We start from the raw sequence: 22,308 nt of genomic DNA on the forward strand, positions 1-22,308 counted from the left end.
GGCGACAGGCGGGTGTCAGACCGCCGACCAGCCGTTGTCCACGGCGAGGATCACGCCGTTGATGTTGCTCGCCGCGTCCGAGGCGAGGAAGACGATCGCCGCGGCCTGCTCGTCGGCGGAGGCCGGCTTGCCGACGTTGCCCATGTAGGAGCCGAGGACGGCCGGGCCGAGCGCGTCGCGGTCGGCGTTCACCTGGATGTTGGTGATGGTGCCGCCGGGGGCGATGGCGTTGGTGCGGACGCCCTGGCCGCGGTACATGACGGCGGTCGACTTGGTGAGCCCCGCGATGCCGTGCTTCGACGCGGTGTACGCGGCGCCCGCGGCCGAGCCGCGCAGGCTGGCCTCCGAGGCGGTGTTCACGATCGCGCCCTTTCCGGCCGCCAGCATGTGCGGGAGCGCGGCCCGCGTCAGCAGGAACGGCGCGGTGAGGTTGATGCGGATGACCCGCTCCCACTCGCCGTCCGTGACGTCCGCCGCCGCCGACATGGAGTCCATGATCCCGGCGTTGTTGACCAGTACGTCGAGGCCGCCGAAGTTCTCCACGGCGGTGCGCACGACCTGGTCCACCACGGTCTGCTCGCTCAGGTCGCCCACGACCGCGACGGCCGTGCCGCCCTCCGCCGCGATGTCGGTGACGGTCTGGTCGGCCCGCTCCTTGTCCAGGTCGGCGACGAGGACCTTGGCGCCCTGGGCGGCGAACCGGAGGGCGGTGGCCCGGCCGATGCCGCTGCCCGCGCCGGTGACGACGACGCTGCGGTCCTGGAAATCGGTGGTGCTCATGGTCGTGCTCCCTCGCGTTGGTGTTCCGTATCGGACTGTACGAGTTTTTGGCGTGTAGTGCCAGAAAGTCATCTCGCGCCATGGTGCGGAGATCGTTAGGGTGAGCCCATGGGAGACGCTCCGACCTCTGCCGCTCGGTCCGCCCGCGCCGGCCGCCCGCCCCTGACCGAGCGCCGGAAGGCGGCCACCCGGCTGGAGATCGCGGAAGTCGCGGTTCGCCTCTTCGCGGAGAAGGGTGTCGCCGCCACCTCCGCCGACGAGATCGCCGCCGAGGCGGGCGTCTCGACCCGCACGCTCTGGCGGTACTTCCCGACCAAGGAGGCGTGCGTCCAGCCGCTGCTCGCGGTCGGCGTCGACTCGCTCGCCGAGGCGCTGCGCGACGGCTCCGGGCAGGAACCGCTGATCGACGCGCTGGAGGCCATGCGGCCCGACACCATGCGCCCGACCGCGGGGTCGGCGGACGTACTCAGCCTGGTACGGCTCACCCGTACCGAACCGGGGCTCCGGGCCGTCTGGCTCCAGACCCACCTGGAGGCCGAGTCGGTCCTCGCGGAAGCCATCGCCCAGCGCACCGGGGAGTCCCCGGACGCGCTGGCGCCCCGGGTCGCCGCCGCCATGATCAACGTCGCGCTACGGGTCGCCGCCGAGGACTACGCGTGGAACCCGGGGGGTTCCGACCGGGCCCTGGACGAGGTCGCGCGCGAGGCGCTGCGCATCGCGGCCGAGGCCCTGCGGCAGGGCTGAAGGGCTGAAGGGCTGAAGGGCCAGGCTCCCACGAGGGGCTGCCGGAACCCGGGTGCGGTGAACGGGCCCACCGCGTACGGTCTCGCCGCATGACGAGGACCACGCCGGCCAGGCCGGTGTCCGTGGAGGCGGTCTTCCCCGAACTGGCCGCCCGGCGGGGACGGACGACGCGTCTGCACCCCAGGCCGGGGCGGCCCGGGGTGCGGGAGAGCCATGTCGGCGGGCCGATGCTGTGGCCCCAGGACGAGGCGTGGCCGGTCTGCCGGGAGCCGCACCCGCGGGAGGCCGAGGGGTACGCGCCGGACGAGATCCGCAGCGCCCGGGCGGCGGGTGTGCACCCGCCCCGGCGGCCGTGGCCGCACGTGGAAGCGGAGGGGCCCGTTCCTTTCATCGGGCTCGCGCAGCTCTTCCGCCGTGACGTCCCGAATCTGGCCGCCGGGCCGGACGGGGCGGATCTCGTGCAGTTCTTCCGCTGCCCCCTCACCCACGGGCCGCACTACGAAAGCCGCTACCACCTGCGCTGGCGACGGGCGGAGGAGGCCGAGCGCGCGGAGCGACTGCTCGGAGCTCCGCCCGAACCACCCCTGCTCCGCTGGGAACACGAACTCCCCGAGCCGTGCGTCCTGCACCCGGAAGAGGTGGACACCTACCCCTGGGCGGAGGGTGACTCGCTGCCCGCCGAGCTGATCGCGCGCATCGACGCCTGGGACGAGGCCCAGGAGCTGGAACACGGCCCCGACGCCCTCAGTTACCAGTCCGACCTCTCGATCCCGCCCGGCTGGCGGGTCGGTGGCTTTCCCTGCTGGGCCTCGACGGGACCGATGGCCATCGACTGCGCTTCCTGCGCGGCCCCGATGCGGCTGTTGCTGACCGCCGAGGGGTACGAGACGGAAGGCCCTTCCCACAGCTGGGTGCCGCTGGAGGACCGTGACCCGTCCCTACGGGGAGGCGCGTCGATCCGGGGCGGCGAGGCCGTGCTCCGGCCCACCCGGCTCCGCTTCGGCCGGGACCGGGACGCGCACGTCTTCGTCTGCCCGGCCGATGCGGGACATCCGCCCCGGTGGGTGCTGGCCTGACGATGTGCCACCCGATGTGCCATCCCCTGCGCCATCCCCTGCGCCGCCCGGGGCCGCCTCCACGTACGAGTGATTTCAGGGGCAGTTGATTGCCGTTCGGGCCGTGTGGTGTTTCCGCAGGTCCGCCCGGAGCTCAAGCCCCGAGCTCCGAGCCCCGAACTTCGATCCCCGAGTCACGAGTTCCGAACCCCGAGCCCCGAACTCCGAGCCCTCTTTTGTAGGAATGGGTGGTCAGGTTGAATCCCACCCACCCACCCTCCCCCACCGAACCGGCCAAGTCCCGAGCGTCAGCGCGCGGGTGGGGCATGTACGCGGTTGAGGGTGGCTTTCCGTGATCGGCTTGCGCCGGAGCGTGATGACGCTCTACGTTCGCGTTGAGCAACCTCAAACCTCGGAAAACGGACGACCCCGGCAGGTGTGGCAACACCGACCGGGGTCTGACCGCAACCAGATCGAGAGAAAGTCGATCCGTCATGGCTAGCGCCAACATTAGTGCCGCCCTGCGCGCGCCCGCCCATCCCATGGCGAAAGCCGGGTACGGCAAACGCCACGCACCCGACCAAGCACCCCCGCACGCCCGCGACTTCGGTCATCTGGCACCCAGGGAGGCGGCCATCGGTGCCTACATCGACCGGCTGCCCGAAGGCGCCGCCATCGGCTACAAGGTCCTCGCCGAAGAGCTTCCCGACTACGGCCAGCAGGCCTGCCGCAGCGCCCTCGACCGGCTGACCCGCGAGGGCCATCTCCGCCGCATCAAGGTCCACTTGACCGGCGCCAACGGCACCAAGCACTGGGTGACCCGCACCTACTTCTCCCGCACCGCGCGCAACGCCGCCTGGTGGGCGGAGTTCGTACGGTTCGTGCGCGGCATCGACGTGACCGGCCAGCCGCCCGCCCCGACGACCGTGCCACAGGCGGGCGTTGCGGACGAGAAGGCGCCGGGCCGGAAGGTGCCGGGCGAGAAGGTGCCGGGCGCGCGGGTGCCGGGCGCGGCCCCCTGGCACACCGCACCGCCGGCGGACGACGCGACCGTCCCTGCCGGGCCGCCCGCAGACGCGCAGTTCCCCGCTGCAGGGCCCGTCGCCCCAGAGCCTTCCGGCGGAGCTGCCCCGGTGGTCGTCCCGGCGGCCGCCTCGGTGGTCGCTTCGCTCGGCGAGCTGATGGCGGGCCGGATGGACGCCCCGCCGCCCGGTTCCGCCGCCGCCCTGGCGTTGGAGCCCGGCGCCAGGGCGCCGCGCTCGGAGGCGTACGACGTACTCGCCGCGCTCGGCGTCCGTGACCCCCGGCTCCAGCTCTCCGGCGACGAGTGCGTGGAGCTGGAGCCCCTGGTCGGCGCATGGCTCGACCGGGGTGTGGGGCGCGACCGGATCACCCACGTCCTCGCGGCGGGGCTCCCGGCGTCGGTGCACTCCGCCGTCGCCTTCCTGCGTAACCGACTGGAGAACAAGATGCCCCCCACCCAGCAGCCCGCCCCTCACGCCTCGCAGCCCGCGCACGAGGAGATCGCCGGGGCCGTGATGATGTGCCTCTTCTGCGACGAGGACGAGACCACGACCACCCTGTTCGACGGGGTCTGCGGGGAGTGCCGCGCCGACATCGACCGCGACGAGGCCAGTGGCGCCACCGGCGACGTCCCCGACACCTTCCTCGCCCGCCCCCGGCGTGGCCAGGACGTCGCCGCCCGGGTCGCCGAACTCCGCGCGGCGTCCGGTCGCCCGATGACGGTGCCGGTGCCGCGCCGGAGGTGAGCGGCGAACCGGAGCGTGGCGCAGAACGGGGCAGCGCCCCAGGTCACGACGGTGAGCAAGGAGACCGTACCCACCGGCACCCACCGGGTGGCAGTGGTCCACGACGCACGGACCGACCGCATCACGCTCTACGTGGACGCCCAGAAGGAGGAAGGCGTGAGCGCCACCTTCAAGGCCCCCGTGGCGAGCACCGGAGGCCTCCAGGTCGGACGCACCCTCCTGGCGGACGGCGCCGGGGGCTCGTACCTGCGCGGAGCCGTGGACGAGGTCCACGCGTACACCGGGGCCCTGTCCGAGAGGGCGGTCCAGGACCTCGCCAACGGGTACTACCCCTGCCTGACCTGCTCCTGATCCACCGGTGGTCCGCCCACCGGCCGCGGTGGGACCCCGGACAGGGCCGGCGTTCTTCCCCCGGTGGCGGAACGCGCCGGAACCGTGTGGTCTGGAACACAGACGCGCGTGACGGCCGGTGGGACGGGCATAGGCCTCGTACGAGCGGCTCGGGTCGACACGCCGGACCATTTGGTGGGCGGGACATCTCACCATCTGGTAAGGACAGGGAGATTCCGGGCCGCTCGTTAAACTGAGCCGACCGCAGTAACGGAATGAGCGAGGAGCGCACGTGGGCCTGGTCGTGCAGAAGTACGGAGGCTCATCCGTAGCCGATGCCGAGGGCATCAAGCGCGTCGCCAAGCGAGTCGTCGATGCCAAGAAGAGCGGCAACCAGGTGGTTGTCGTGGTGTCCGCGATGGGCGACACGACGGACGAGCTGATCGATCTCGCCGAGCAGGTATCGCCGATGCCTGCCGGGCGTGAGTTCGACATGCTCCTGACCGCCGGAGAGCGGATCTCCATGGCCCTGCTGGCCATGGCGATCAAAAACCTGGGCCACGAGGCCCAGTCGTTCACGGGCAGCCAGGCCGGCGTCATCACCGACTCCGTCCACAACAAGGCGCGCATCATCGATGTCACGCCCGGCCGCATCCGGACCTCGATCGACGAGGGCAACATCGCCATCGTCGCCGGGTTCCAGGGCGTGAGCCAGGAGGGCAAGAACATCACCACCCTCGGCCGCGGTGGGTCCGACACCACCGCCGTCGCCCTCGCCGCGGCGCTGGAAGCCGAGGTCTGCGAGATCTACACCGACGTCGACGGCGTCTTCACCGCCGACCCCCGGGTCGTCAAGAAGGCCCAGAAGATCGAGTGGATCTCCTTCGAGGACATGCTGGAGCTGGCCGCGTCCGGCTCCAAGGTGCTGCTGCACCGCTGCGTCGAGTACGCACGCCGATACAACATCCCGATCCACGTCCGCTCGTCCTTCTCGGGACTGCGCGGCACCTGGGTCAGCAACGAGCCGCAAGGGGACCAGCAGGTGGAGCACGCGATCATCTCCGGAGTCGCCCATGACGTCTCCGAGGCCAAGATCACCGTCGTCGGCGTCCCCGACAAGCCGGGCGAGGCCGCCGCGATCTTCCGCACCATCGCCAACGCCGAAGTCAACATCGACATGGTGGTCCAGAACGTCTCCGCTGCCGCGACGGGGCTGACGGACATCTCCTTCACCCTCCCCAAGGCCGAGGGCCGCAAGGCCATCGACGCCCTGGAGCGGGCCAAGGGGACCATCGGCTTCGACTCGCTGCGCTACGACGACCAGATCGCCAAGATCTCGCTGGTCGGCGCGGGCATGAAGACGAACCCGGGCGTCACCGCCGGATTCTTCGAGGCGCTCTCCGACGCCGGTGTGAACATCGAGCTCATCTCGACCTCCGAGATCCGCATCTCGGTGGTCACCCGCGCCGACGACGTCAACGAGGCCGTCCGCGCCGTGCACACCGCCTTCGGTCTCGACAGCGACTCCGACGAGGCCGTCGTCTACGGAGGCACCGGCCGATGACCGCACGCCGCCCCTCGCTCGCGGTCGTCGGTGCGACCGGGGCGAGCGGCGGCGTCATGCTCCAGATCCTTTCGCAGCACGCGGACGTCTGGGGCGAGGTGAAGCTGATCGCCTCACCGCGTTCGGCCGGCCGCAAGCTGGCCGTACGCGGCGAGGAGAAGGAAGTCCTCCCGATTTCCGAGGACGTCTTCGACGGCGTCGACATCGCCGTCTTCCTGGTGCCCGACAAGGTCGCGGCCCTCTGGGCACCCGTCGCCGCGTCCCGGGGCGCCGCCGTGGTCGACGGCTCCACCGCCTTCCGCCTCGACCAGGACGTGCCGCTGGTCGTCCCCGAGGTCAACCCGCACGCGGCCCGTACCCGCCCGCGCGGAATCGTCGCCTCGCCGGACTGCACCACGCTCTCGCTGATCGTCCCGGTCGGCGCGCTGCACGCCGCCTTCGGCCTGCGCGAACTGACCGTCTCCACCTACCAGGCCGTGAGCGGCCGGGGCCGCGACGGCGTCGCCGCCCTGCGCTCGGAACTCGGCGTCGTGTCCGCCGGCCTGGCGGCCGGTGCGGAGCTGGGCACTCGCCCCGGGGACGTACGCCGCGCCCTCGGTGACCGCCCCACCAGCCCCTTCCCCGCCCCCGTCGCGCTGAACGTCGTGCCCTGGGCCGGTACGGACGCGGGCGACGGCTGGTCCTCCGAGGAACTCTCCATCCGCGAGGAATGCCGCAAGATCCTCGGCCTGCCCCACCTGCGTACCGCCATCACCTGCGTGTACGTCCCCGTCGTCACCACGCACTCGATGTCCGTCCACGCGCGCTTCGAGGACGAGGTCACCGTCGGCCGGGCCCACGAGATCCTGGCCACCGCCCCCGGTGTCGTCCTCTTCGACAGCCCCGCCTCGGGCGACTTCCCGACCCCGTCGGACGTGGTCGGGACCGATCCCACCTGGGCCGGCCGGGTACGCCGCTCCCTGGACGACCCGCAGGGCCTGGAGATGTTCCTCTGCGGGGACAACCTGCGAAAAGGCGGGGCCCTGAATGTGGCCCAGATCGCCGAATCCCTGGCGGCCTCCCTGGGCGGCTCCTGAATCGCGTTCCAAAGGTTCCGTGCGGTTCCGCGCGGGGCTCCGTGTGGGTTTCTTAACGGGTTCCGTGTGGGTTTCGTGCCGGTGGATCTTCCGTTCGGTGTTCGAAGCGGTGATCCATTTTCGCGTTGTGGCGGTGTTCCGCGATGGCTCGGCCCCGGGCCGGTGGCGCGTCGGCGGGTGGCCGGGTAGTCGCGCGTTCGCGTTTCCGGGGGCCTCCGGCCTGGTCCGGGCTCGCTCCGGCGTTGCTTCGGTGCTGGTTGGGTGCTGGTTGGGGACTGCTTCGAGGGCCGCTCAATTTTGTACGGCATCGAAATGTCTGATCGAAAGAGTTTTGTGGGATCTGTGAAGGTCACATGTTCAATTCGGCTTCCTTAACCTCTTGAGCTGCGGCGTTGTCATATCCGACGATGGCCCTGTGGTCCTGTGCAACCGTGAGTTGGCTGTTCGGCGTCTTCGTCGTCACTTCTTGCGTGATGGGCGCACCAATAGGGCAATTGGGGAAGAGCGGGTACGTATGAGGGCGAGTCGCAGAGAGCTGAACGCGCTGCCGCACGCGTACAACCCTGACGGGGGGCAGCGTGTCCAACTTGCGTGGCAGAGGTTCTCGAAATCCCGGTGGCCGGCTCCTTGCGGGGGGTGTCCGTGCTCCCGCTCCGCAAGCCCCGTGCGGCGGGCGGCATCCCGGTGATCTCCCCGCTGACCGCTGCGAACGCGACGAGCCCCGTCAGGCTCCCCCCGCAGCGCGAGGGCGCTGAAGAGGCGGTGGCGGCGGGAACGACGGTCGACCATCTGACCGAGACCTACCGCGCCCACTACCGTTCGCTCCTCGGCCTCGCCGCGCTGCTGCTGGACGACACCGCCTCCTGCGAGGACGTCGTGCAGGAGGCGTTCATCCGCGTGCACTCGGCCCGCAGTCGCGTACGGGAACCCGAGAAGACGCTCGCCTACCTCAGGCAGACGGTCGTCAACCTCTCCCGTTCCGCGCTCCGCCGCCGCATCCTCGGGCTGAAGCTGCTCTCCAAGCCCATGCCGGACATGGCCAGCGCGGAGGAGGGGGCGTACGACCAGCTGGAGCGGGACGCGCTGATCAAGGCGATGAAGGGCCTCCAGCGGCGCCAGCGGGAAGTGCTCGTGCTCCGCTACTTCGCGGACATGACCGAAGCTCAGGTCGCCGATACCCTTGGTATCTCCCTGGGCTCGGTCAAGGCGTACGGTTCGCGCGGGATCGCCGCTCTGCGCCTCGTGATGGAGGCGCAGGCATGAGCGGTCGCCCTCTCAGCCACGAACCGGACCGGACGGGAAGCGGAACTGTGAACCACGGGCCGAACACCAGCCAAGGGCCGGACACGAGCCAGGGTCTGGACGCGGATTCCGGTTCCGGGCGTTCGGCCGAACCGACCGCGTCCGCCGCGTCGGCCGCGCGGCCCGGAACCGCCGAGCAGGGCGAGCCGGCCGCCGAACAGGCCGAGCCGGCCGGCCGTACACGCGGAGGCGACGAGGAGTACGGCCCTCCGGTATGCACACCGTCCGGACGGTATGCCGAAACGCCCGGCGACGCCCCGGCGGACGCGACCGGACACGACGCACCGACCGGTCCGGTCGGTGACACCCGGACCGGCGCGGGCGGCGACCTCTCCGACGACCGGCACGGCGTCTCCGACGGGCACGGTGTCTCCGACGGGCACGGTGTCTCCGGCGACCGGCACGACAAGGCGCCCCGTGCCCGCGACGACCTGTCCCGCCCCCGCGAGAAGACGCGCCGCTTCGGCGACGAAGTCTCCGCAGTTCCCGGTACCGGCACGTTGACCCAACTCTTCGCGGCACGTGGTACGACGGGCAGCGGCAGCGGCAGCGGCAGCGGCAGCGGCAACGGCGGTACCGGTCCGAGCGGTGGCTTCGGCGCCGGCCGCCCGGGCGGCGGTTCGGCCGACAGCGGCCCGAGCGACGCCGCAGACGCGGCCGGGACGGCCGAGACGGCCGAGGAGCAGGCGCTGCGGAACCTGCTGCGGGGAGCGGTCCAGGACCTCCGGCCCGCCGAGAACGCACTCGACCATCTGTACCGCGCCGTACCCCTCCGGCGGGCGCGACGCCGCCAGGCCGTCGTCGGCGCGGCCGCCGCGGCACTGTTGATCGGTACCGCCGTACCCGCCTTCGTCCACGTGGCGAACTCCGAGAACGCGGCCACCGCGGCCCCCTTTCCCACCGGGCACGACCGGAACTCCCAGCGCCAGCAGGGCGACACGTCCGGGGCGGTCGTGGGGGAGCGGCCGAGCGACGGACAGACCGCGCAGGGCACGGACGGCAGGCACGACGGGATACCGGACGCCGGCGAGAGCCCTTCCGCGACCGACGGGCCGACCGACTCCGACAGATCCGCCTCGGGGGCCGTCAGCGAAGAGGAACTCGCCTCGATCGCAGCCCTGCCCGCCTGCGCGCCGGGCCAGCTCGGCGTCGCCTCGGCCTCCACCGGGGCAGCGGACGCGAACGGCACGGTCTACGGCACCTTCCGGATCGTCAACACCTCTGCGGCGATGTGCTCGGTCAGCACCGCCGGCACGGTGGGTTTCACGACCACGGGTGCGGCGGACGCGACGAAGATCGCGGTGGTCCAGCACGTCGCGGGCGACCCCGCCGCCGGGCTGCCCGACCCCGCCGCCGAACCCTCGGCCATGCTGCTGAAGCCCGAGATGTCGTACGAAGTGCAGTTCGCCTTCGTGCCGAGCGACACCTGTCCCACCGCCACGAGTCCCACGCCCACGCCGACCGCGGCACCGACGGGGACGAGCGAAGAGCAGGACCAGGCGGCGAGCGTGGAGGCCCAGTCGCTGGCGGCCGACACCGTCCCGTCCGAGGGGACCATCGCCGTGACGCACACCCCGGAAGCGGGAGCGCCGACCGCGGAGACGACGATCACCCACGCCTGCGCGGGCACGATCTACCGGACCGGAATCCTCGCCGACTCGTGACGCGCGGACTGGTGACGCGCGGACTGGTGACGCGCGGACTGGTGACGCGCGGACTGGTGACGCGCGGACTGGTGACGCGCGGACTGGTGACGCGCGGACTGGTGACGCGCGGACTGGTGACGCGCGGACTGGTGACGCGCCGACTGGTGACGCGCGGACTGACGCGCGGACTCGTGACCAGCAGCGGCCCGACTCGTGACCGGTGGCGGGCCGGGTCGCTGAGGCGTGGCGTCACGTACCGCCGCCCCGCGCCACTCGCCGCAGGGCGGCCTCAGCCGCCGAGGAGCTGTGTCCCTCGCTGTGTCACTCGCTGAGCGGCTTGGTGCCGGAAGCGGTGCCGACGGGTTCGGCCGGTTCCGCAGCGCCCGCCGCCGACCGGGCGGCGGGCGGAGCGGTAGCGGCGGTCGTCACCGTGGCCGGGTCGGGGACCAGGCCCAGGGCGATGTCCCGGGCCGCTTCGGCCTCGCGCCGCAGCAGGCGGAACCACATGAAGAGCACGAACGCTGCGAAGACGAACCACTCACCGGTGTATCCCAGGTTCTGGAAGGCCTTCAGGTCCAGCCCACTGCCCTCCACCGCCGCGGCCGGGACCGCCCGCATGCCGTTGCCGGAGTCGTCCGCGCCCCCGATACCGCTCGCGGGGAGCGTCACCCAGGCGTCGTACACGTCGTACGGCACGAGGTTCACCAGCGTCGCCGCGCTGATGATGCCGAGCTCCCCATCGGGAAGCCCGCCCGCGTTGTTCACGCCGTCGCTGGAGGCACTCTCCGAGGCCTGGAGGTCACCGGTCACCGTGATCTCGCCGGTGGGCGCCGGAGGGACCGTGTTGTTCTGCCGCGCCTGCTCCGTACCGCCGGGCATCCAGCCGCGTACGACGGGCAGCGCCTTGCCGCCGTCCGTACGCAGCAGATCCAGGACGTAGAAGCCCTTGCGGTCGTCCAGCTCGCGCCCCGGGACCAGGAACTGGTCCGCGAACGTCCCCGTCGCCGTGGCCGGACGGCCGGACGTGACCGTGTCCACGGGCAACAGCGAGTCCAGCGGCTCCGCCCGGCGGGTGCCCGGGTCCGGCTGCTTCTCGGCCTGTTCGTGCGTCTGCACGCGGTCCTCGAAGCGGCCGAGCTGCCAGGTGCCCATGAACACGCAGAACGGAATGGCCAGCACGACGAAGAGGTTGATCCCCCACCATCGCGGGGTCAGCAGGAACCGGTACACCCCATTACCGTACGGTCCCCGCTCGGCCGAGCGGGAGCGGGGGCCGCCCATTTATCCGGCTCTTACGCGAGCGCGTCGGTGTCCGCCTCCTTCTTCCGCGCCTCGGGGAGATGGCGCAGAGCGAAGTCCAGCTCCAGTCCCACCTGCTTGATTCGCTCTTCCACCACCAGCGAGCCGTGCCCCGCGTCGTAGCGGTAGACCTCGTGCACCGCGCCCTGCGCTTTCAACCGGTCCACGTAATTCTCCACCTGCCGGATGGGACAGCGCGGATCGTTGACGCCCGCCGAGATGTACACCGGGGCGCGTACCGCGTCGACGTACGTCAGCGGCGACGACGCCTCGAACCGCTCGGGCACCTCCTCCGGAGTACCGCCCAGCAGCGTACGGTCCATCGCCTTCAGCGCCTCCATCTCGTCGTGGTACGCCGTGACGTAGTCCGCGACAGGAACCGCGGCCAGACCCAGCGCCCAGACGTCGGGCTGGGTGCCGAGACCGAGCAGGGTCAGATACCCGCCCCAGGACCCACCGGCCAGGATCAGGCGGTCCGGATCGGCCAGACCCGACTCGACGGCCCACTCCCGCACCGCCGCGATGTCCTCCAGCTCGATCAGACCGACCCGGTGCTTCAGAGCATCGGTCCAGGCCCTGCCGTACCCCGTCGAGCCCCGGTAGTTCACCCGCACGACCGCGAAGCCGTGATCCACCCAGGCGGCCGGCCCGGAGGCGAACGCGTCACTGTCGTGCCAGGTCGGCCCGCCGTGGATCTCGAAGACCGTCGGGAACGGGCCCTCGCCCGAAGCCGGGGTCTGCACCAGGGCGTGGACACGCCCGCCCGGCCCCTCGACCCACGCGTCCCGCACCGGCACCGAGGAGGGCGCCTTCGGACCTGGCGGGTCCAGGACCACCGCTCCCGTGGTGGAACGGACGACCGGAGGAAGGGCGGCCGAGGACCAGAGGTACTCCACCGTCCCGTCCGGGCGGGCCGTGGCGCCCGACACCAAACCGGCGGGCGTCTCCACCCGCACCGGCGCCGGGCCGCCCGGTTCCAGGCGCCACAGCTCGCTGCGGGCCTCGAAGCCGTGCTCGATCAGGATCGCGGAGCCGTCCGGATACCACTCGGCGCTCACGTCTCCGGGGAGATCGACCTCCAGCTCCGTCTCCGTGCCCGCGAGCGGGTCCCAGATCATCGGCTCCCAGCGGCCCCGCCGCTGGTGCCCGACCAGCAGCCGGGCGTCGCCGGCGACGGGCGCGAACCCCATCACCGCAAGACCCAGCTCCTTCGTGCCGCCCTCGGTGTCGTCGAGCTCGGCCACCGTGGAACCGTCCGGACGCACCACGCGCAGCGACGAATGCATCGCGTCGCCGTGCTCGGTGTGCTCCAGCGCGATCAGGCTGCCGTCGTGCGACAGATCGCCCACCCCGGCCGACTCCCGGTGCCGGTAGATCTCCACGATCCCCGTGCCGCCCGGCCGCACCAGATGGATCGTCGTCCCGTCCTCGTCGGTGGACCGGCCGATGACGGCGGTGCCGTCCCGCCCGATCGCGAGACCGGCCGGATAGGACGGCTCAAGACCGGGCGCCGCCGGCACGTCCTCGCCGCCGCCGAACGGCTGCCGCATCCAGACACCGAACTCGTCGCCGTCCGTGTCGCTGAACCACCAGATCGCGGAACCGTCCGGGGTCAGCTCGCCGTCGGTCGTGCCGTTCGGCCGGTCGGTCACCTGCCGTTGCAGACCGGTCGACCGGTCCCATGCGTACAGCTCGTACGTACCGGTCGCGTTCGACACGAAGAGCGAGCGCTCCGGGGCGTCCTCCGCCCAGTCGGGCAGGGACACCCGGGGTGCGCGGAACCGCTGCTCCCAGTCCGGAGAGGTCGAGGCGTTCTGTGTGTCGCTCATGCCCCCATCCAACCTGAAAGGGGGTCCTGAGCGCACGGTCGTTCGCCTCCCCGCGAAATCGCCCGAAATCACCGGACGTTCAGGTTTCGCCCGATCAGAACCACGGGGGTGTGTCCCGGACGACGCCCGGGACACACCCCCCGATCAGAACCACGGGGGTGTGTCCCGGACGACGCCGGGGACACACCCCCTGCTCACCGCTTCACCTCGGTCGCGCACGGTGCCCGCGCGTACAGCGCTTCCGCGCTGCCCCTGCGTACAGCGCCTCCGTGGCGCCTCTGCGTACAGCGCCGCAGTGCTGCGCAGCCGCCTGCGCGTACAGCGCCTCCGTGCCGGTTCAGCCCGCGAGCAACGCCCTCGCGGCGTTGATCACCGGCAGGCCCACCTCGCCGACCAGCGCGGCGATGCCGGAGATGCGCTGCACCAGGCTCCGCCGCCCTTCCGGGGTCGGCTCGGTGGCGATCGATTCGGCCGCCGCGTCCACCTCGGCGCGCCCGTGGTCGTCCAGATGCGGGCGGAGCCTCTCGATCTCCCGCAGAAGGGCCTCCACCGCGGGACCGCCGGCGGCCACGCCGACGTTCTTGTCGCCTCCGACGATGTCACCCGAGCCGAAATGCTGAGCGTGCTCGATGCGGGACCCGCCGTACTGGTAGTAGTTGTCGCCGCTCATGATCCCCCGATGTTCCCGCTGCCGAAGTGCTGGGCAGTCCCGATGCTGGTCCCGCCGTACTGCTTGATGGTGTTGCCGTGCACGACGTGCGACAGGTTGATGACCGTCTGCGCCACGTCGGGATGGCCGATCGCCTTGGTGATCTCCTGGACCAGCTTGAAGATCTCCTCCTGCTGGGTCGACCAGATGGCCTCGTGCTGAATGCCGGACGTGTTGAGGACCAGGCCGTACACCGGGGGCCTTTGCAGGACCGCGACCAGCTTCCAGATCAGGAACGCCTCGACGGCCAGAAAGATGATCGTCCCCACCGTGTCGGCCACCGCGGCGATGATGCCACCCACGATCAGCCAGCCAATGGTCCGGATGATGAACTTCCGTATCGCCGCGCCTTTGTCGACCGTCAGCTTCCGCTGGCCGACGTGGGAGATGTTGCGAAGCGGATATGCCTCGCCTCCGACCCACAACACGCCTTCGTTGATTGTTACTTGGTCCGCCACCGGACCTCCAGTCCATAACGGGCGATGGGGTCTGGAGAGTAGCGAAACCGGCAGGCGCGCGAGAGGGAAATGAGCACCTCCGTTGCCTTCCGGTTACCCGGATCGCGGACGGCCTCCCCCGACGTGGGCTGCCGATCGGCGTCTTCGCAGGTCAGAGCGATTGTCAGTGGTGGGGTCCAGACTCGTTCCATGACTGCAGAGATGAGCGCGGGCACGGTCTCGACCGCTGTTCTGCGCAAGGCCGTTGAGACGTACTGGACCGCTGCCGACGCCCGTGACTGGGAGACGTTCGCGGCCACCCTCGACGACGACGTCGTGTTCGAAGTGCCGCAGACCCGCGAGGTGATCCGGGGCAAGGAGCGGTGCGTGCGGTTCAACCGGGAGTACCCGGGCGACTGGCACGTGCGGATCGACCGGATCGTGGCCGACCTGCCCGAGTGTCCGGCCGGGGCGGGTGAGGACGGGCTCGGCGGCCGGGCCGCGGCGCGCACGCTCTTCACCGTGGGGGGAGCGGAGCTGGACGGTATCCACTTCTTCTCGTTCGACACCCGGGGCCGTATCACCGCCGTCACCGACTTCTGGCCGGAGCCGTACGAGCAGCCGACCGGCCGCGAATACCTCGTCGAGCGCGTCTGAGTCCGGAGCCGCCCCGGCCGCTTACGCCCGGGGCGGCCGCCCACGGCACAGGGCCCCCGCGCCGGCCTGCGACGGAGGAGCCCTGTGTGTGGGGGGAGGCCCCGGACGGACCTTCGGTGACGCGGTGCCCGGTTCGGGGGGTGCGGTGGCTCGGAGGTCAGATCGCCGAGCGGAAGGCGGGCAGGTATCCACCCGACTGACCGGCGGCCTTCGGGTGGTAGGAGTTGTAGACCGGCAGCGTGACGCTGTTGAGCCAGGCGTCGCCGGAGCAGAGCTCGTGGCCGGTGAACTCGTCCACCACGCTGGAGTAGGTGAACCCGGCGTTGGCCGCGCGCTTGGCGATCACGGAGTTCAGGATGTCCGCCCCGTTGTTGATCGCCTTCCGTGAGGTCTCGCTGAGGCCCAGGATGCAGCTGCCCGCGATCTTGTAGAAGTGCGGGTAGCCCAGGACCACGACGTGCGCCGAAGGGGACTTCGCGTGGATGGAGGTGTAGAGGGAGTCGAGGTTGCCCGGCAGGACGTTCTGGGCCTTCGTGATGGCCGCGTTCACGCTGCTGACGCAGGTGGCCTCGCTCGACAGCACGCAGGTCTGCATGACGTCGGCGAAGCCGACGTCATTGCCTCCGGCGGAGATGCTGACCAGTGCGGTCGACGAGCTGAGCGCACTCAGCTGGCCGCTCGCGACGGTCGACGTCGTGGCACCCGAACACGCGACGAACGCGAACGAGGAAGGCGAGTTGGCGGCGGCCCAGAGATACGGGTACGCCTTCGTCGAACGGTGGCAGTCGCCACTGTCCGAGATGTAGCTGCCGGCGCCGACCCCGGAGGAGTAGGAGTCGCCGAGAGCGACGTAACCGCCCGTAGCGGCGGAGGCCGGCTGAGCGGCTCCCAGCGCGGCGACGGCTGCGATGGCCAGAGTGGAAAGGGATGCCCAGAATCTACGCACTGACATGGCCGGAGGCCCCTTCGGAAGGTGGGGGTGCGAGGGGAGTTCGTGGAGCAGACAGTTTTTAGCAGCTCGAAGTACCGGCCGGTAATAGGCGTGCGAGAAGTCGTCTGATATGCCCGAATGATCGTTCGGTGGGCGTAGCTCCGCGCGTAGATAAACCCTGAACACCGGTCAAAATCGGGGCACTTAGGGGCGCAGCGCGGGCGCGGACGTCCGGGTGACGGTTGGCGCCGTACGAGAGTTGCCAGTGGTTTCCCAGTACTTGGGAGTTGCTGACGATCCACCGAAAATCACTCGCACGGGTGGGGCCGCGTCCTGCCTGCGATGACTCCCACCGGTGACGCCCCGCATCGGGCGCACGGCCTGGGACCGCCGCATCAGGGTCACTCTCCGTCGTCGCGGGTCCGACGTCCGTCCTCCGCCGGAACCTCTCCTTCACCGCCCTCCTCATCAAGATCACGGGCGAGGACTCGGAGACGTACCGCACCCGTTTCGGCGGTCAGCTCCGGGGAGGCGCCGGGACGGGAGCCGGAACGGTGTCGGGAGCGGGGCGCCGGGGCCTGACCGGCCGGTGCGCGAAAAGACGCGAAGGGGGCCGGCCGCCGGGATTGCCGGTGGCCGGCCCCCTTCGGCGGTGTGCGAGTGCTCGTGACACGGTTCTACCGGGGGGAGCCGGTGGAAGCCGGAGAGCCGGGGGGTGCCGGGACGCCGGTGAAACGTGAATTCCGCTGCCGCGTCCGAGGGTTATGGGGGCCCCGAACCCGACAGACAGATCGTTCGCCAAGACGCATGCCTGGTACAAGTGTTGGCCCGGGCGCGAACGCGCCAGGGCGTAAACGCGCCTCGTAGCGTGCCGTTCTCCTGCTGCGGAACCGGCGCCCTCTGCGCCGTCCGAAGCCCATGTGCACCGCTTCCGCCTCTGCTGCGGCCCTCACGGCCCCTGCGGCGCCCGGGCCGAGCCTTGCTCGGGGGCGTCCTCCAGACATCCGTTCAGCGCCGCGTGCCAGCCGAGCTGGAACCGTGTGGAAGCCCCCACCTGCGCCATGAGCCTCTGGAGGCGGCGCTGCACGGTGCGATGGCCCATGCCGAGCTGCCGAGCGATGGCCGAGTCCGTGAGCCCGATGCGCAACAGCGCGAGGATTCTGTGATCGGTCGGGTCGAGGAGGGGGCCGGAGGAGTCCTCGGCCGGCGCGGTCGCCCCCGAGGGCCGGAGCAGCGTCCCCCGCTCGAACTGCGTCTCGAAAAGGGCGCTGAGTGCGATGAGCAGCCCGGTGCGGTGGACGACGAGTGCGACCGGCTCGATGTCCTCGCGCTCCGGGTCCAGGGGCAGCAGGGCGATCCGCCGGTCGACGACGACCAGCTTGATCGGCAGCTTGTCCACCACGGAGATCTGCTGGCCCTGGGCGGCGTAGGAGTCCAGCGTCTCCGCTGTTCCCGGGTTCTCCAGCCAATCCCGTTCGATGACGGTCCGCAGGGCGATTCCGCGCCGCATGAGAACGTCCTCGATCTCCGCGTGGTTGTCCTCGTAGCTGATCACGGAGTGCCGCGGCTGCCCGAGCGGCATCAGGTTGCAGACCTCGGTGGTGGCCTGCTCCTGCATCAGCAGCAGCCTGCGACGGATCGCCGCGGCCCCCGAGAGCACCTCTACCGGTGCCCCGGAGGCGTGGGCCTGGGCGGAGCGGTGCCGTTCGGCGAGGGTGGCCATCAACGACTCGACCTGGTGCAGGGAGGACCGCCGGGACTCCAGCAGCGGGCCGAGGGCGAGTACGGGGGAGGCCGCCCGGTAACGCGGTGCGGCCCCGCCGGTGGAGACGGAGCTCGCGAGGCCGCGCACCACCAGTGACTCCAGGGCCTCGCTGACGGCCGGAAGCGGAGCGGCGAGCTCCTTGGTGAGCGGGGCGGGCTCGCTGTCGGGGCGGTCCACGAGGAGCCGGTAGAGGGCATCCTCCAGCGGGTCGAGCCCGAGCAGCGTGAGCAGCGCGTCCTCGGTGTCCCCTGCTTCCGGTGCCCCGGACGCGCCGTCCGTCGAGCCGGAACCGGTGGTGCTCAGCAGGGTCTCCGGCCGGGTGTGGGCTCGAACATGGTCCCGCCCCCTTGCTGCCGCCCTCATAAATGTGCTGACCACGATATCTGGTGATCATCTTGCAGAGTAGGGCTGTGGATAACGGCGTCCCGGGCCGGCGGGGCGTCGGTAGGGTGGTCGTTATGTCTGATGCCCCGGTTCGTGTCCGTTTCGCCCCGTCCCCCACTGGCATGTTCCATGTCGGCGGCGCGCGCTCCGCTCTCTACAACTGGGCGGTCGCGCGACAGTCCGGCGGCACCTTCGTCCTGCGCGTCGAAGACACCGACGCGGCCCGGAACAAGCCGGAGTGGACCGACGGCATCATCAACGCCCTGGCCGCCATCGGCATCCACGAGGACGACCCGGCCTTCGAGGGCCCCTACTTCCAGTCGAACAACGCCGCCCGCCACACCGAGGCAGGGCTCCGCCTGTACGACGCCGGCCGCGCGTACTACTGCGACTGCACGCGCGAGCAGCTCAAGGAGCGCACCGGCTCGGAGCACCTCGGATACGACGGCCACTGCCGCGAGCGCGGTCTCGCCCACGAGGAAGGACGGGCGCTCCGATTCCGTACCCCGGACGAGGGCGAGACCGTCGTGACCGACCTGGTGCGCGGTGAGCCCGCGTTTCCGAACAGCGCCATCGAGGACTTCGTGATCGCCCGGGGCGACGGCTCGCCCGTCTTCCTGATCGCCAACGTCGTGGACGATTTGGACGAGGGGGTCACCTTGGTGGTCCGGGGCGAGGAGCACCTCTCCAACACCCCCAAGCAGCAGCTGCTGTGGGAGGCGCTCGGCGCCGAGCCGCCCCGCTGGGCGCACCTTCCGGTGATCGTCAACGAGAAGCGCCAGAAGCTCTCCAAGCGCCGGGACAAGGTCGCGCTGGAGGACTACCTCGCCGAGGGCTTCCTCCCCGAGGCGATGGTCAACTACCTCATGCTGCTCGGCTGGGGCCCCGGCGGTGACCGCGAAATCCTCCCCTACGAGGAGATGGAGCAGCTCTTCCGCATCGAGGACGTCAACACCTCACCGGCGTTCTTCGACGTGAAGAAGCTGACCGCCTTCAACGGCGAGTACATCCGCGCCCTCGCACCGGAGCAGTTCGCCGCGGCCTGTGCGCCCTGGCTGATCGCCCCGCACGCCCCCTGGGACCCGGCCGCCTTCGACACGGCCGTCTTCGAGGCCGCCGCCCCGCTCGCGCAGACCCGGCTCACGGTCCTGTCCGAGATCACGGCCTGCGTCGACTTCCTCTTCCTGGCCGAGCCGGTCCGCGACGAGGCATCCTGGACCAAGGCGATGAAGCCCGGCGCGGAGGCCATCCTGCGGGACGCTCGTGGGGCGCTGGCCACCACCGCATGGCAGGCGGACGACCTGAAGGCGGCACTGGTCGCGGTCGGCGAGCAGCACGGGCTCAAGCTCGGCAAGGCCCAGGCACCCATCCGCGTCGCGGTCACCGGCCGCACGGTCGGGCTGCCGCTCTTCGAGTCCATGGAGCTCCTCGGCCGCGAGCGGGTCCTCGGCCGGCTGGACGCGGCTTACCAGAAGTTGACCGTCCAGTCGTGATCCCGTAACTGCGGGGACCTCACGATCCGACCGCCCGGGTTGTACGGTTGCGTTCAAGTAGCAACCATCTGGGCCGGGCAGGCGACGTGCGAGCGTCCACGGCCGACACGAGGAAGGCGGGCTCGGCATGCTCCGCAACGGACTGGAACCCTGGCACCTGCTGATCCTGGCGGTCATCGTCATCGCCCTCTTCGGATCGAAGAAGCTGCCGGAGGCCGCGCGGGCCCTCGGCAAGTCGGCGCGCATCCTGAAGAGCGAGGCGCAGGCGATGAAGAACGACAACGCCTCCGCGCCCGCCCCTCAGGTCACCGTCACCGAGGCCGCCCAGCCCACCCCGGCGCCCGCCGCCGCGATGACGGAGCCGCGCCCCGCCGACCTCTGACGGTGCCACGCCCCCTGCCCCCGCCGGTCCTCGTGACCGCGGGGCAGGCGGCGTGACCGCTCAATACCTCGATGCCGCCCGTACCCGTCAGGGACTGGCGGCGTCGAACCCGTACGCCACGGGCTCGTCCTGCGCATAGGGGTCGCGGCGGTACACGTACAACGCGTCCACCATGAATTCGTCGCCGTCCGGGGATTCGACGCGGCAGGGACGCGTCACCTGAAGGACCGGAGGCTGGTCGGGAACCCGCATCCGGAGACCATCGGCAGGTCCTCCGGCGAGTTCGGCTGTCTCCCACATCGTCGCAGTGTGAAGATCCATGCCCACAACTTTACGGGCTGTCCCGCACCCCTTTGGCGCGCATCGGACAACCGCTACGTCTTCTTACCGTGCAGGTCACCGCAGCCGCCCCTGCCGCCGCACCCTCCCGCCACGGCCCCAGCGACCCCTGCGGCCACTGCCTCCGCTGGTGTCGCCGCCTCCTCGCCGGTCAGCTCCACCCGACGCTGTGACCTGCGCGTGTTCCGAAATCCACGGCGGTGCTCCGGCCGCCTCCCGGCCCGCAGCGAAATCTTGGACGGCGAAGCCAGGTGGGCCTTCGTACACGAACGCCCGCAGGGCTCGGCAGTTGGTGGAGGTGCTCACCACGTGAGCACCGGATGGCAGGGTGACGGCGGCCGTCATGGTGTCACCGCTGCGTAGAAGACGGCCGCCGGACCGTGGGTCACCACACCGAGGTCCATCGTCGCGGTGTCGCCCTGGGCCGCTGTCGCGCTGTCTCCCGTGACCGCGAAGTGGGCGGTGTTGTCGTCCTGGAGCGGCCGGCGTGAGCCCCACCGATACGCCCAGGACCGCAGCCGAGGCCACGGCACGGCGCGCCCTGCGCAGTTCTACCCGTCCATCCCTCCGCTCGACCCATTGCCCAACTGATGGGAGGTCAGGCCCCAGTGAGGTGCGGCCGTCGCTCCGGCTGCTCCTGTCGGTCCTGGGGAATCCGGCCGAACTCCCGCAATCCGGCGGCCACTTTGCCCCGGGTCAACAGCTCTCGACGCATGGAGCATCCGTGAGTCCGGACCGTCGCGACGCACCACCCACCTCCAGGCCCGGTCACGCAACGAACCCGAACCACTACGGGGGCGACGGGCCCCCGGAACGCGGAAGCCCCGCGGGGGAACCCTGCGGGTGACCATGTGCGGGGAGAAACGTCAGAGGCCTGACCCGCTAAGCGGATCAGGCCCCTGACCTGGTGTTTCAGCTGTCGGGGTGGCGGGATTTGAACCCACGACCTCTTCGTCCCGAACGAAGCGCGCTGCCAAGCTGCGCTACACCCCGATGTCCACCGGTCTCCCGGCGACATCGATAACTCTAGCCCACCTGTGCCCGGAGGCGAAATCCGGTTACCGGCGGGGCCTGGTCCGGTGCCGGGGCCGGGGCCGCACGTGGTCCAGGGCGATGAGCACGGAGGCCAGGACCACGAGGAGCAGGGAGAGCGCGAAGGCGTGGGCGAGGACCTCCGAATAGCCGTACGTGTCCACGTTCAGGAAGGGGTACGGGTACCGGGGGCCGTCGTCGGGGGCGAGCAGGGTGCCGCGGGCCAGGACGAAGGCCAGGTAGGCGAGGGAGCCGAGCACCCACTGCGGCAGGAAGCGCAGGCGCAGTGTCCGGGCCGGGGTCAGCAGGAGCCAGTCCAGGATCACGGCCACGGGCAGGGACGTGTGCAGCAGGTGTTCCGAGACGGCGCGGGGGCCGGTGGCCGGGGCGACGGGGGTGCCGGCTGCGGAGTAGCCGAAGCTGTGGTCGGTCAGGATCAGGTGGTACGTCAGGCCGATGATCACCGCGACGAGGAGTACGCCGCCCGTCAGGTTCGGGGACACCGGTCCGCGGCCCGTCCAGGAGCGGACCAAGGACCAGCCGAAGACCCCGGCGACCAGGACGTTCGCCTGGAAGGTGAACCGGCTCAGCAGTTCCAGCGGCGCGCCGGTCGTCGCCAGCTCGATCGAGAGGCCCGAGATCGCCGCCGCGCACACGAGGGCCCGGAGCACGGCGGCCGTACGGCGCGGGGTACGGGCGCCCCGCAGGAACGCGTCCTCGGCCCGGGGCCTGGGCAGCGTCGCGGTTTTCGGGGCGGCGGTCATGGCCTCACCGTAAAGGCGGGG

21 protein-coding genes and 1 tRNA gene are annotated in these 22,308 nt (G+C 71.0%); 11 read left to right on the plus strand and 11 right to left on the minus strand.

Annotation, left to right across the window (positions count from 1 at the left end; genetic code table 11):
• Positions 1 to 15 precede the first annotated feature (15 nt).
• Positions 16 to 780 (minus strand): SDR family NAD(P)-dependent oxidoreductase, encoded by a 765-nt coding sequence (locus OHA55_RS16770; protein ID WP_266707095.1) that lies wholly within the window; start codon positions 778 to 780, stop codon positions 16 to 18.
• Positions 781 to 888: 108 nt separating this feature from the next.
• Here OHA55_RS16770 and OHA55_RS16775 point away from each other — a divergent pair, with 108 nt between their 5' ends.
• The 8 genes from OHA55_RS16775 to OHA55_RS16810 all read left to right on the plus strand — a co-directional run bounded on the left by OHA55_RS16775 (position 889) and on the right by OHA55_RS16810 (position 10,284).
• Positions 889 to 1,524, plus strand: coding sequence for a TetR/AcrR family transcriptional regulator (locus OHA55_RS16775; RefSeq protein WP_266707097.1), 636 nt, complete (start codon positions 889 to 891; stop codon positions 1,522 to 1,524).
• Positions 1,525 to 1,613: 89 nt separating this feature from the next.
• Positions 1,614 to 2,600, plus strand: a complete 987-nt coding sequence (locus OHA55_RS16780) for a hypothetical protein (RefSeq protein ID WP_266707099.1) — start codon at positions 1,614 to 1,616, stop codon at positions 2,598 to 2,600.
• A 473-nt stretch (positions 2,601 to 3,073) separates the two neighbouring features.
• On the plus strand, positions 3,074 to 4,348 hold the full coding sequence (locus tag OHA55_RS16785) for a hypothetical protein (protein WP_266707101.1): 1,275 nt from the start codon (positions 3,074 to 3,076) through the stop codon (positions 4,346 to 4,348).
• Positions 4,349 to 4,363: 15 nt separating this feature from the next.
• On the plus strand, positions 4,364 to 4,699 hold the full coding sequence (locus OHA55_RS16790; RefSeq protein ID WP_266707103.1) for a LamG-like jellyroll fold domain-containing protein: 336 nt from the start codon (positions 4,364 to 4,366) through the stop codon (positions 4,697 to 4,699).
• A gap of 271 nt (positions 4,700 to 4,970) precedes the next feature.
• Positions 4,971 to 6,242 carry an aspartate kinase gene (locus OHA55_RS16795; RefSeq protein WP_266707105.1) on the plus strand — a complete coding sequence of 424 codons (1,272 nt, stop codon included), beginning with the start codon at positions 4,971 to 4,973 and terminating at the stop codon, positions 6,240 to 6,242.
• A complete protein-coding gene (locus tag OHA55_RS16800) occupies positions 6,239 to 7,318 on the plus strand; it encodes an aspartate-semialdehyde dehydrogenase (RefSeq protein WP_266707107.1) in 1,080 nt (359 codons plus the stop codon). The genes OHA55_RS16795 and OHA55_RS16800 overlap by 4 nt, the downstream gene beginning before the upstream one ends.
• A 678-nt stretch (positions 7,319 to 7,996) precedes the next feature.
• Positions 7,997 to 8,581 carry a SigE family RNA polymerase sigma factor gene (locus OHA55_RS16805; RefSeq protein ID WP_323180476.1) on the plus strand — a complete coding sequence of 195 codons (585 nt, stop codon included), beginning with the start codon at positions 7,997 to 7,999 and terminating at the stop codon, positions 8,579 to 8,581.
• Positions 8,578 to 10,284, plus strand: a complete 1,707-nt coding sequence (locus OHA55_RS16810) for a hypothetical protein (RefSeq protein WP_266707111.1) — start codon at positions 8,578 to 8,580, stop codon at positions 10,282 to 10,284. The genes OHA55_RS16805 and OHA55_RS16810 overlap by 4 nt, the downstream gene beginning before the upstream one ends.
• A 303-nt stretch (positions 10,285 to 10,587) precedes the next feature.
• Here the strand turns inward: OHA55_RS16810 and OHA55_RS16815 are convergent, their stop codons facing one another.
• The 4 genes from OHA55_RS16815 to OHA55_RS16830 all read right to left on the minus strand — a co-directional run bounded on the left by OHA55_RS16815 (position 10,588) and on the right by OHA55_RS16830 (position 14,561).
• Entirely contained in the window at positions 10,588 to 11,496 is a 909-nt protein-coding gene (locus tag OHA55_RS16815) for an SURF1 family protein (protein WP_266707113.1), read from the minus strand.
• 62 nt (positions 11,497 to 11,558) lie between these two features.
• Positions 11,559 to 13,394, minus strand: a complete 1,836-nt coding sequence (locus OHA55_RS16820; RefSeq protein ID WP_266707115.1) for a prolyl oligopeptidase family serine peptidase — start codon at positions 13,392 to 13,394, stop codon at positions 11,559 to 11,561.
• Positions 13,395 to 13,731: 337 nt separating this feature from the next.
• On the minus strand, positions 13,732 to 14,064 hold the full coding sequence (locus OHA55_RS16825) for a hypothetical protein (RefSeq protein ID WP_266707117.1): 333 nt from the start codon (positions 14,062 to 14,064) through the stop codon (positions 13,732 to 13,734).
• On the minus strand, positions 14,061 to 14,561 hold the full coding sequence (locus OHA55_RS16830; protein ID WP_266707119.1) for a DUF6232 family protein: 501 nt from the start codon (positions 14,559 to 14,561) through the stop codon (positions 14,061 to 14,063). Before OHA55_RS16830 ends, OHA55_RS16825 begins: the two co-directional genes overlap by 4 nt.
• A 189-nt stretch (positions 14,562 to 14,750) precedes the next feature.
• On the opposite strand from OHA55_RS16830, the gene OHA55_RS16835 reads away from it, so the two are divergent.
• On the plus strand, positions 14,751 to 15,197 hold the full coding sequence (locus OHA55_RS16835) for a nuclear transport factor 2 family protein (RefSeq protein ID WP_266707121.1): 447 nt from the start codon (positions 14,751 to 14,753) through the stop codon (positions 15,195 to 15,197).
• A 157-nt stretch (positions 15,198 to 15,354) separates the two neighbouring features.
• On the opposite strand, the gene OHA55_RS16840 is transcribed toward OHA55_RS16835, so the two are convergent.
• Both OHA55_RS16840 and OHA55_RS16845 read right to left on the minus strand, forming a co-directional pair.
• Entirely contained in the window at positions 15,355 to 16,149 is a 795-nt protein-coding gene (locus tag OHA55_RS16840; protein WP_266707123.1) for an SGNH/GDSL hydrolase family protein, read from the minus strand.
• A 928-nt stretch (positions 16,150 to 17,077) separates the two neighbouring features.
• Complete coding sequence (locus OHA55_RS16845; protein ID WP_266707125.1) at positions 17,078 to 18,256, minus strand: helix-turn-helix transcriptional regulator; 1,179 nt, start codon at positions 18,254 to 18,256, stop codon at positions 17,078 to 17,080.
• Positions 18,257 to 18,399: 143 nt separating this feature from the next.
• Here OHA55_RS16845 and gltX point away from each other — a divergent pair, with 143 nt between their 5' ends.
• Positions 18,400 to 19,770, plus strand: coding sequence for a glutamate--tRNA ligase (gltX, locus tag OHA55_RS16850; protein ID WP_266710720.1), 1,371 nt, complete (start codon positions 18,400 to 18,402; stop codon positions 19,768 to 19,770).
• A 127-nt stretch (positions 19,771 to 19,897) separates the two neighbouring features.
• Entirely contained in the window at positions 19,898 to 20,152 is a 255-nt protein-coding gene (tatA, locus tag OHA55_RS16855) for a Sec-independent protein translocase subunit TatA (protein WP_266707127.1), read from the plus strand.
• Positions 20,153 to 20,239: 87 nt separating this feature from the next.
• Here tatA and OHA55_RS16860 read toward each other — a convergent pair whose 3' ends face one another.
• The 4 genes from OHA55_RS16860 to OHA55_RS16875 all read right to left on the minus strand — a co-directional run bounded on the left by OHA55_RS16860 (position 20,240) and on the right by OHA55_RS16875 (position 22,287).
• On the minus strand, positions 20,240 to 20,473 hold the full coding sequence (locus OHA55_RS16860) for a hypothetical protein (RefSeq protein WP_266707129.1): 234 nt from the start codon (positions 20,471 to 20,473) through the stop codon (positions 20,240 to 20,242).
• A gap of 359 nt (positions 20,474 to 20,832) precedes the next feature.
• Positions 20,833 to 21,024: a hypothetical protein gene (locus tag OHA55_RS16865; protein WP_266707131.1), complete on the minus strand. Its 192-nt coding sequence runs from the start codon at positions 21,022 to 21,024 to the stop codon at positions 20,833 to 20,835.
• Between the two features lie 386 nt (positions 21,025 to 21,410).
• Positions 21,411 to 21,484: transfer RNA gene (locus OHA55_RS16870), tRNA-Pro, on the minus strand.
• Between the two features lie 65 nt (positions 21,485 to 21,549).
• Positions 21,550 to 22,287, minus strand: a complete 738-nt coding sequence (locus OHA55_RS16875) for a Pr6Pr family membrane protein (RefSeq protein ID WP_266707133.1) — start codon at positions 22,285 to 22,287, stop codon at positions 21,550 to 21,552.
• Positions 22,288 to 22,308: the final 21 nt, after the last annotated feature.

The sequence above is a fragment of the Streptomyces sp. NBC_00102 genome (genome assembly GCF_026343115.1).
GTDB lineage: Bacteria > Actinomycetota > Actinomycetes > Streptomycetales > Streptomycetaceae > Streptomyces.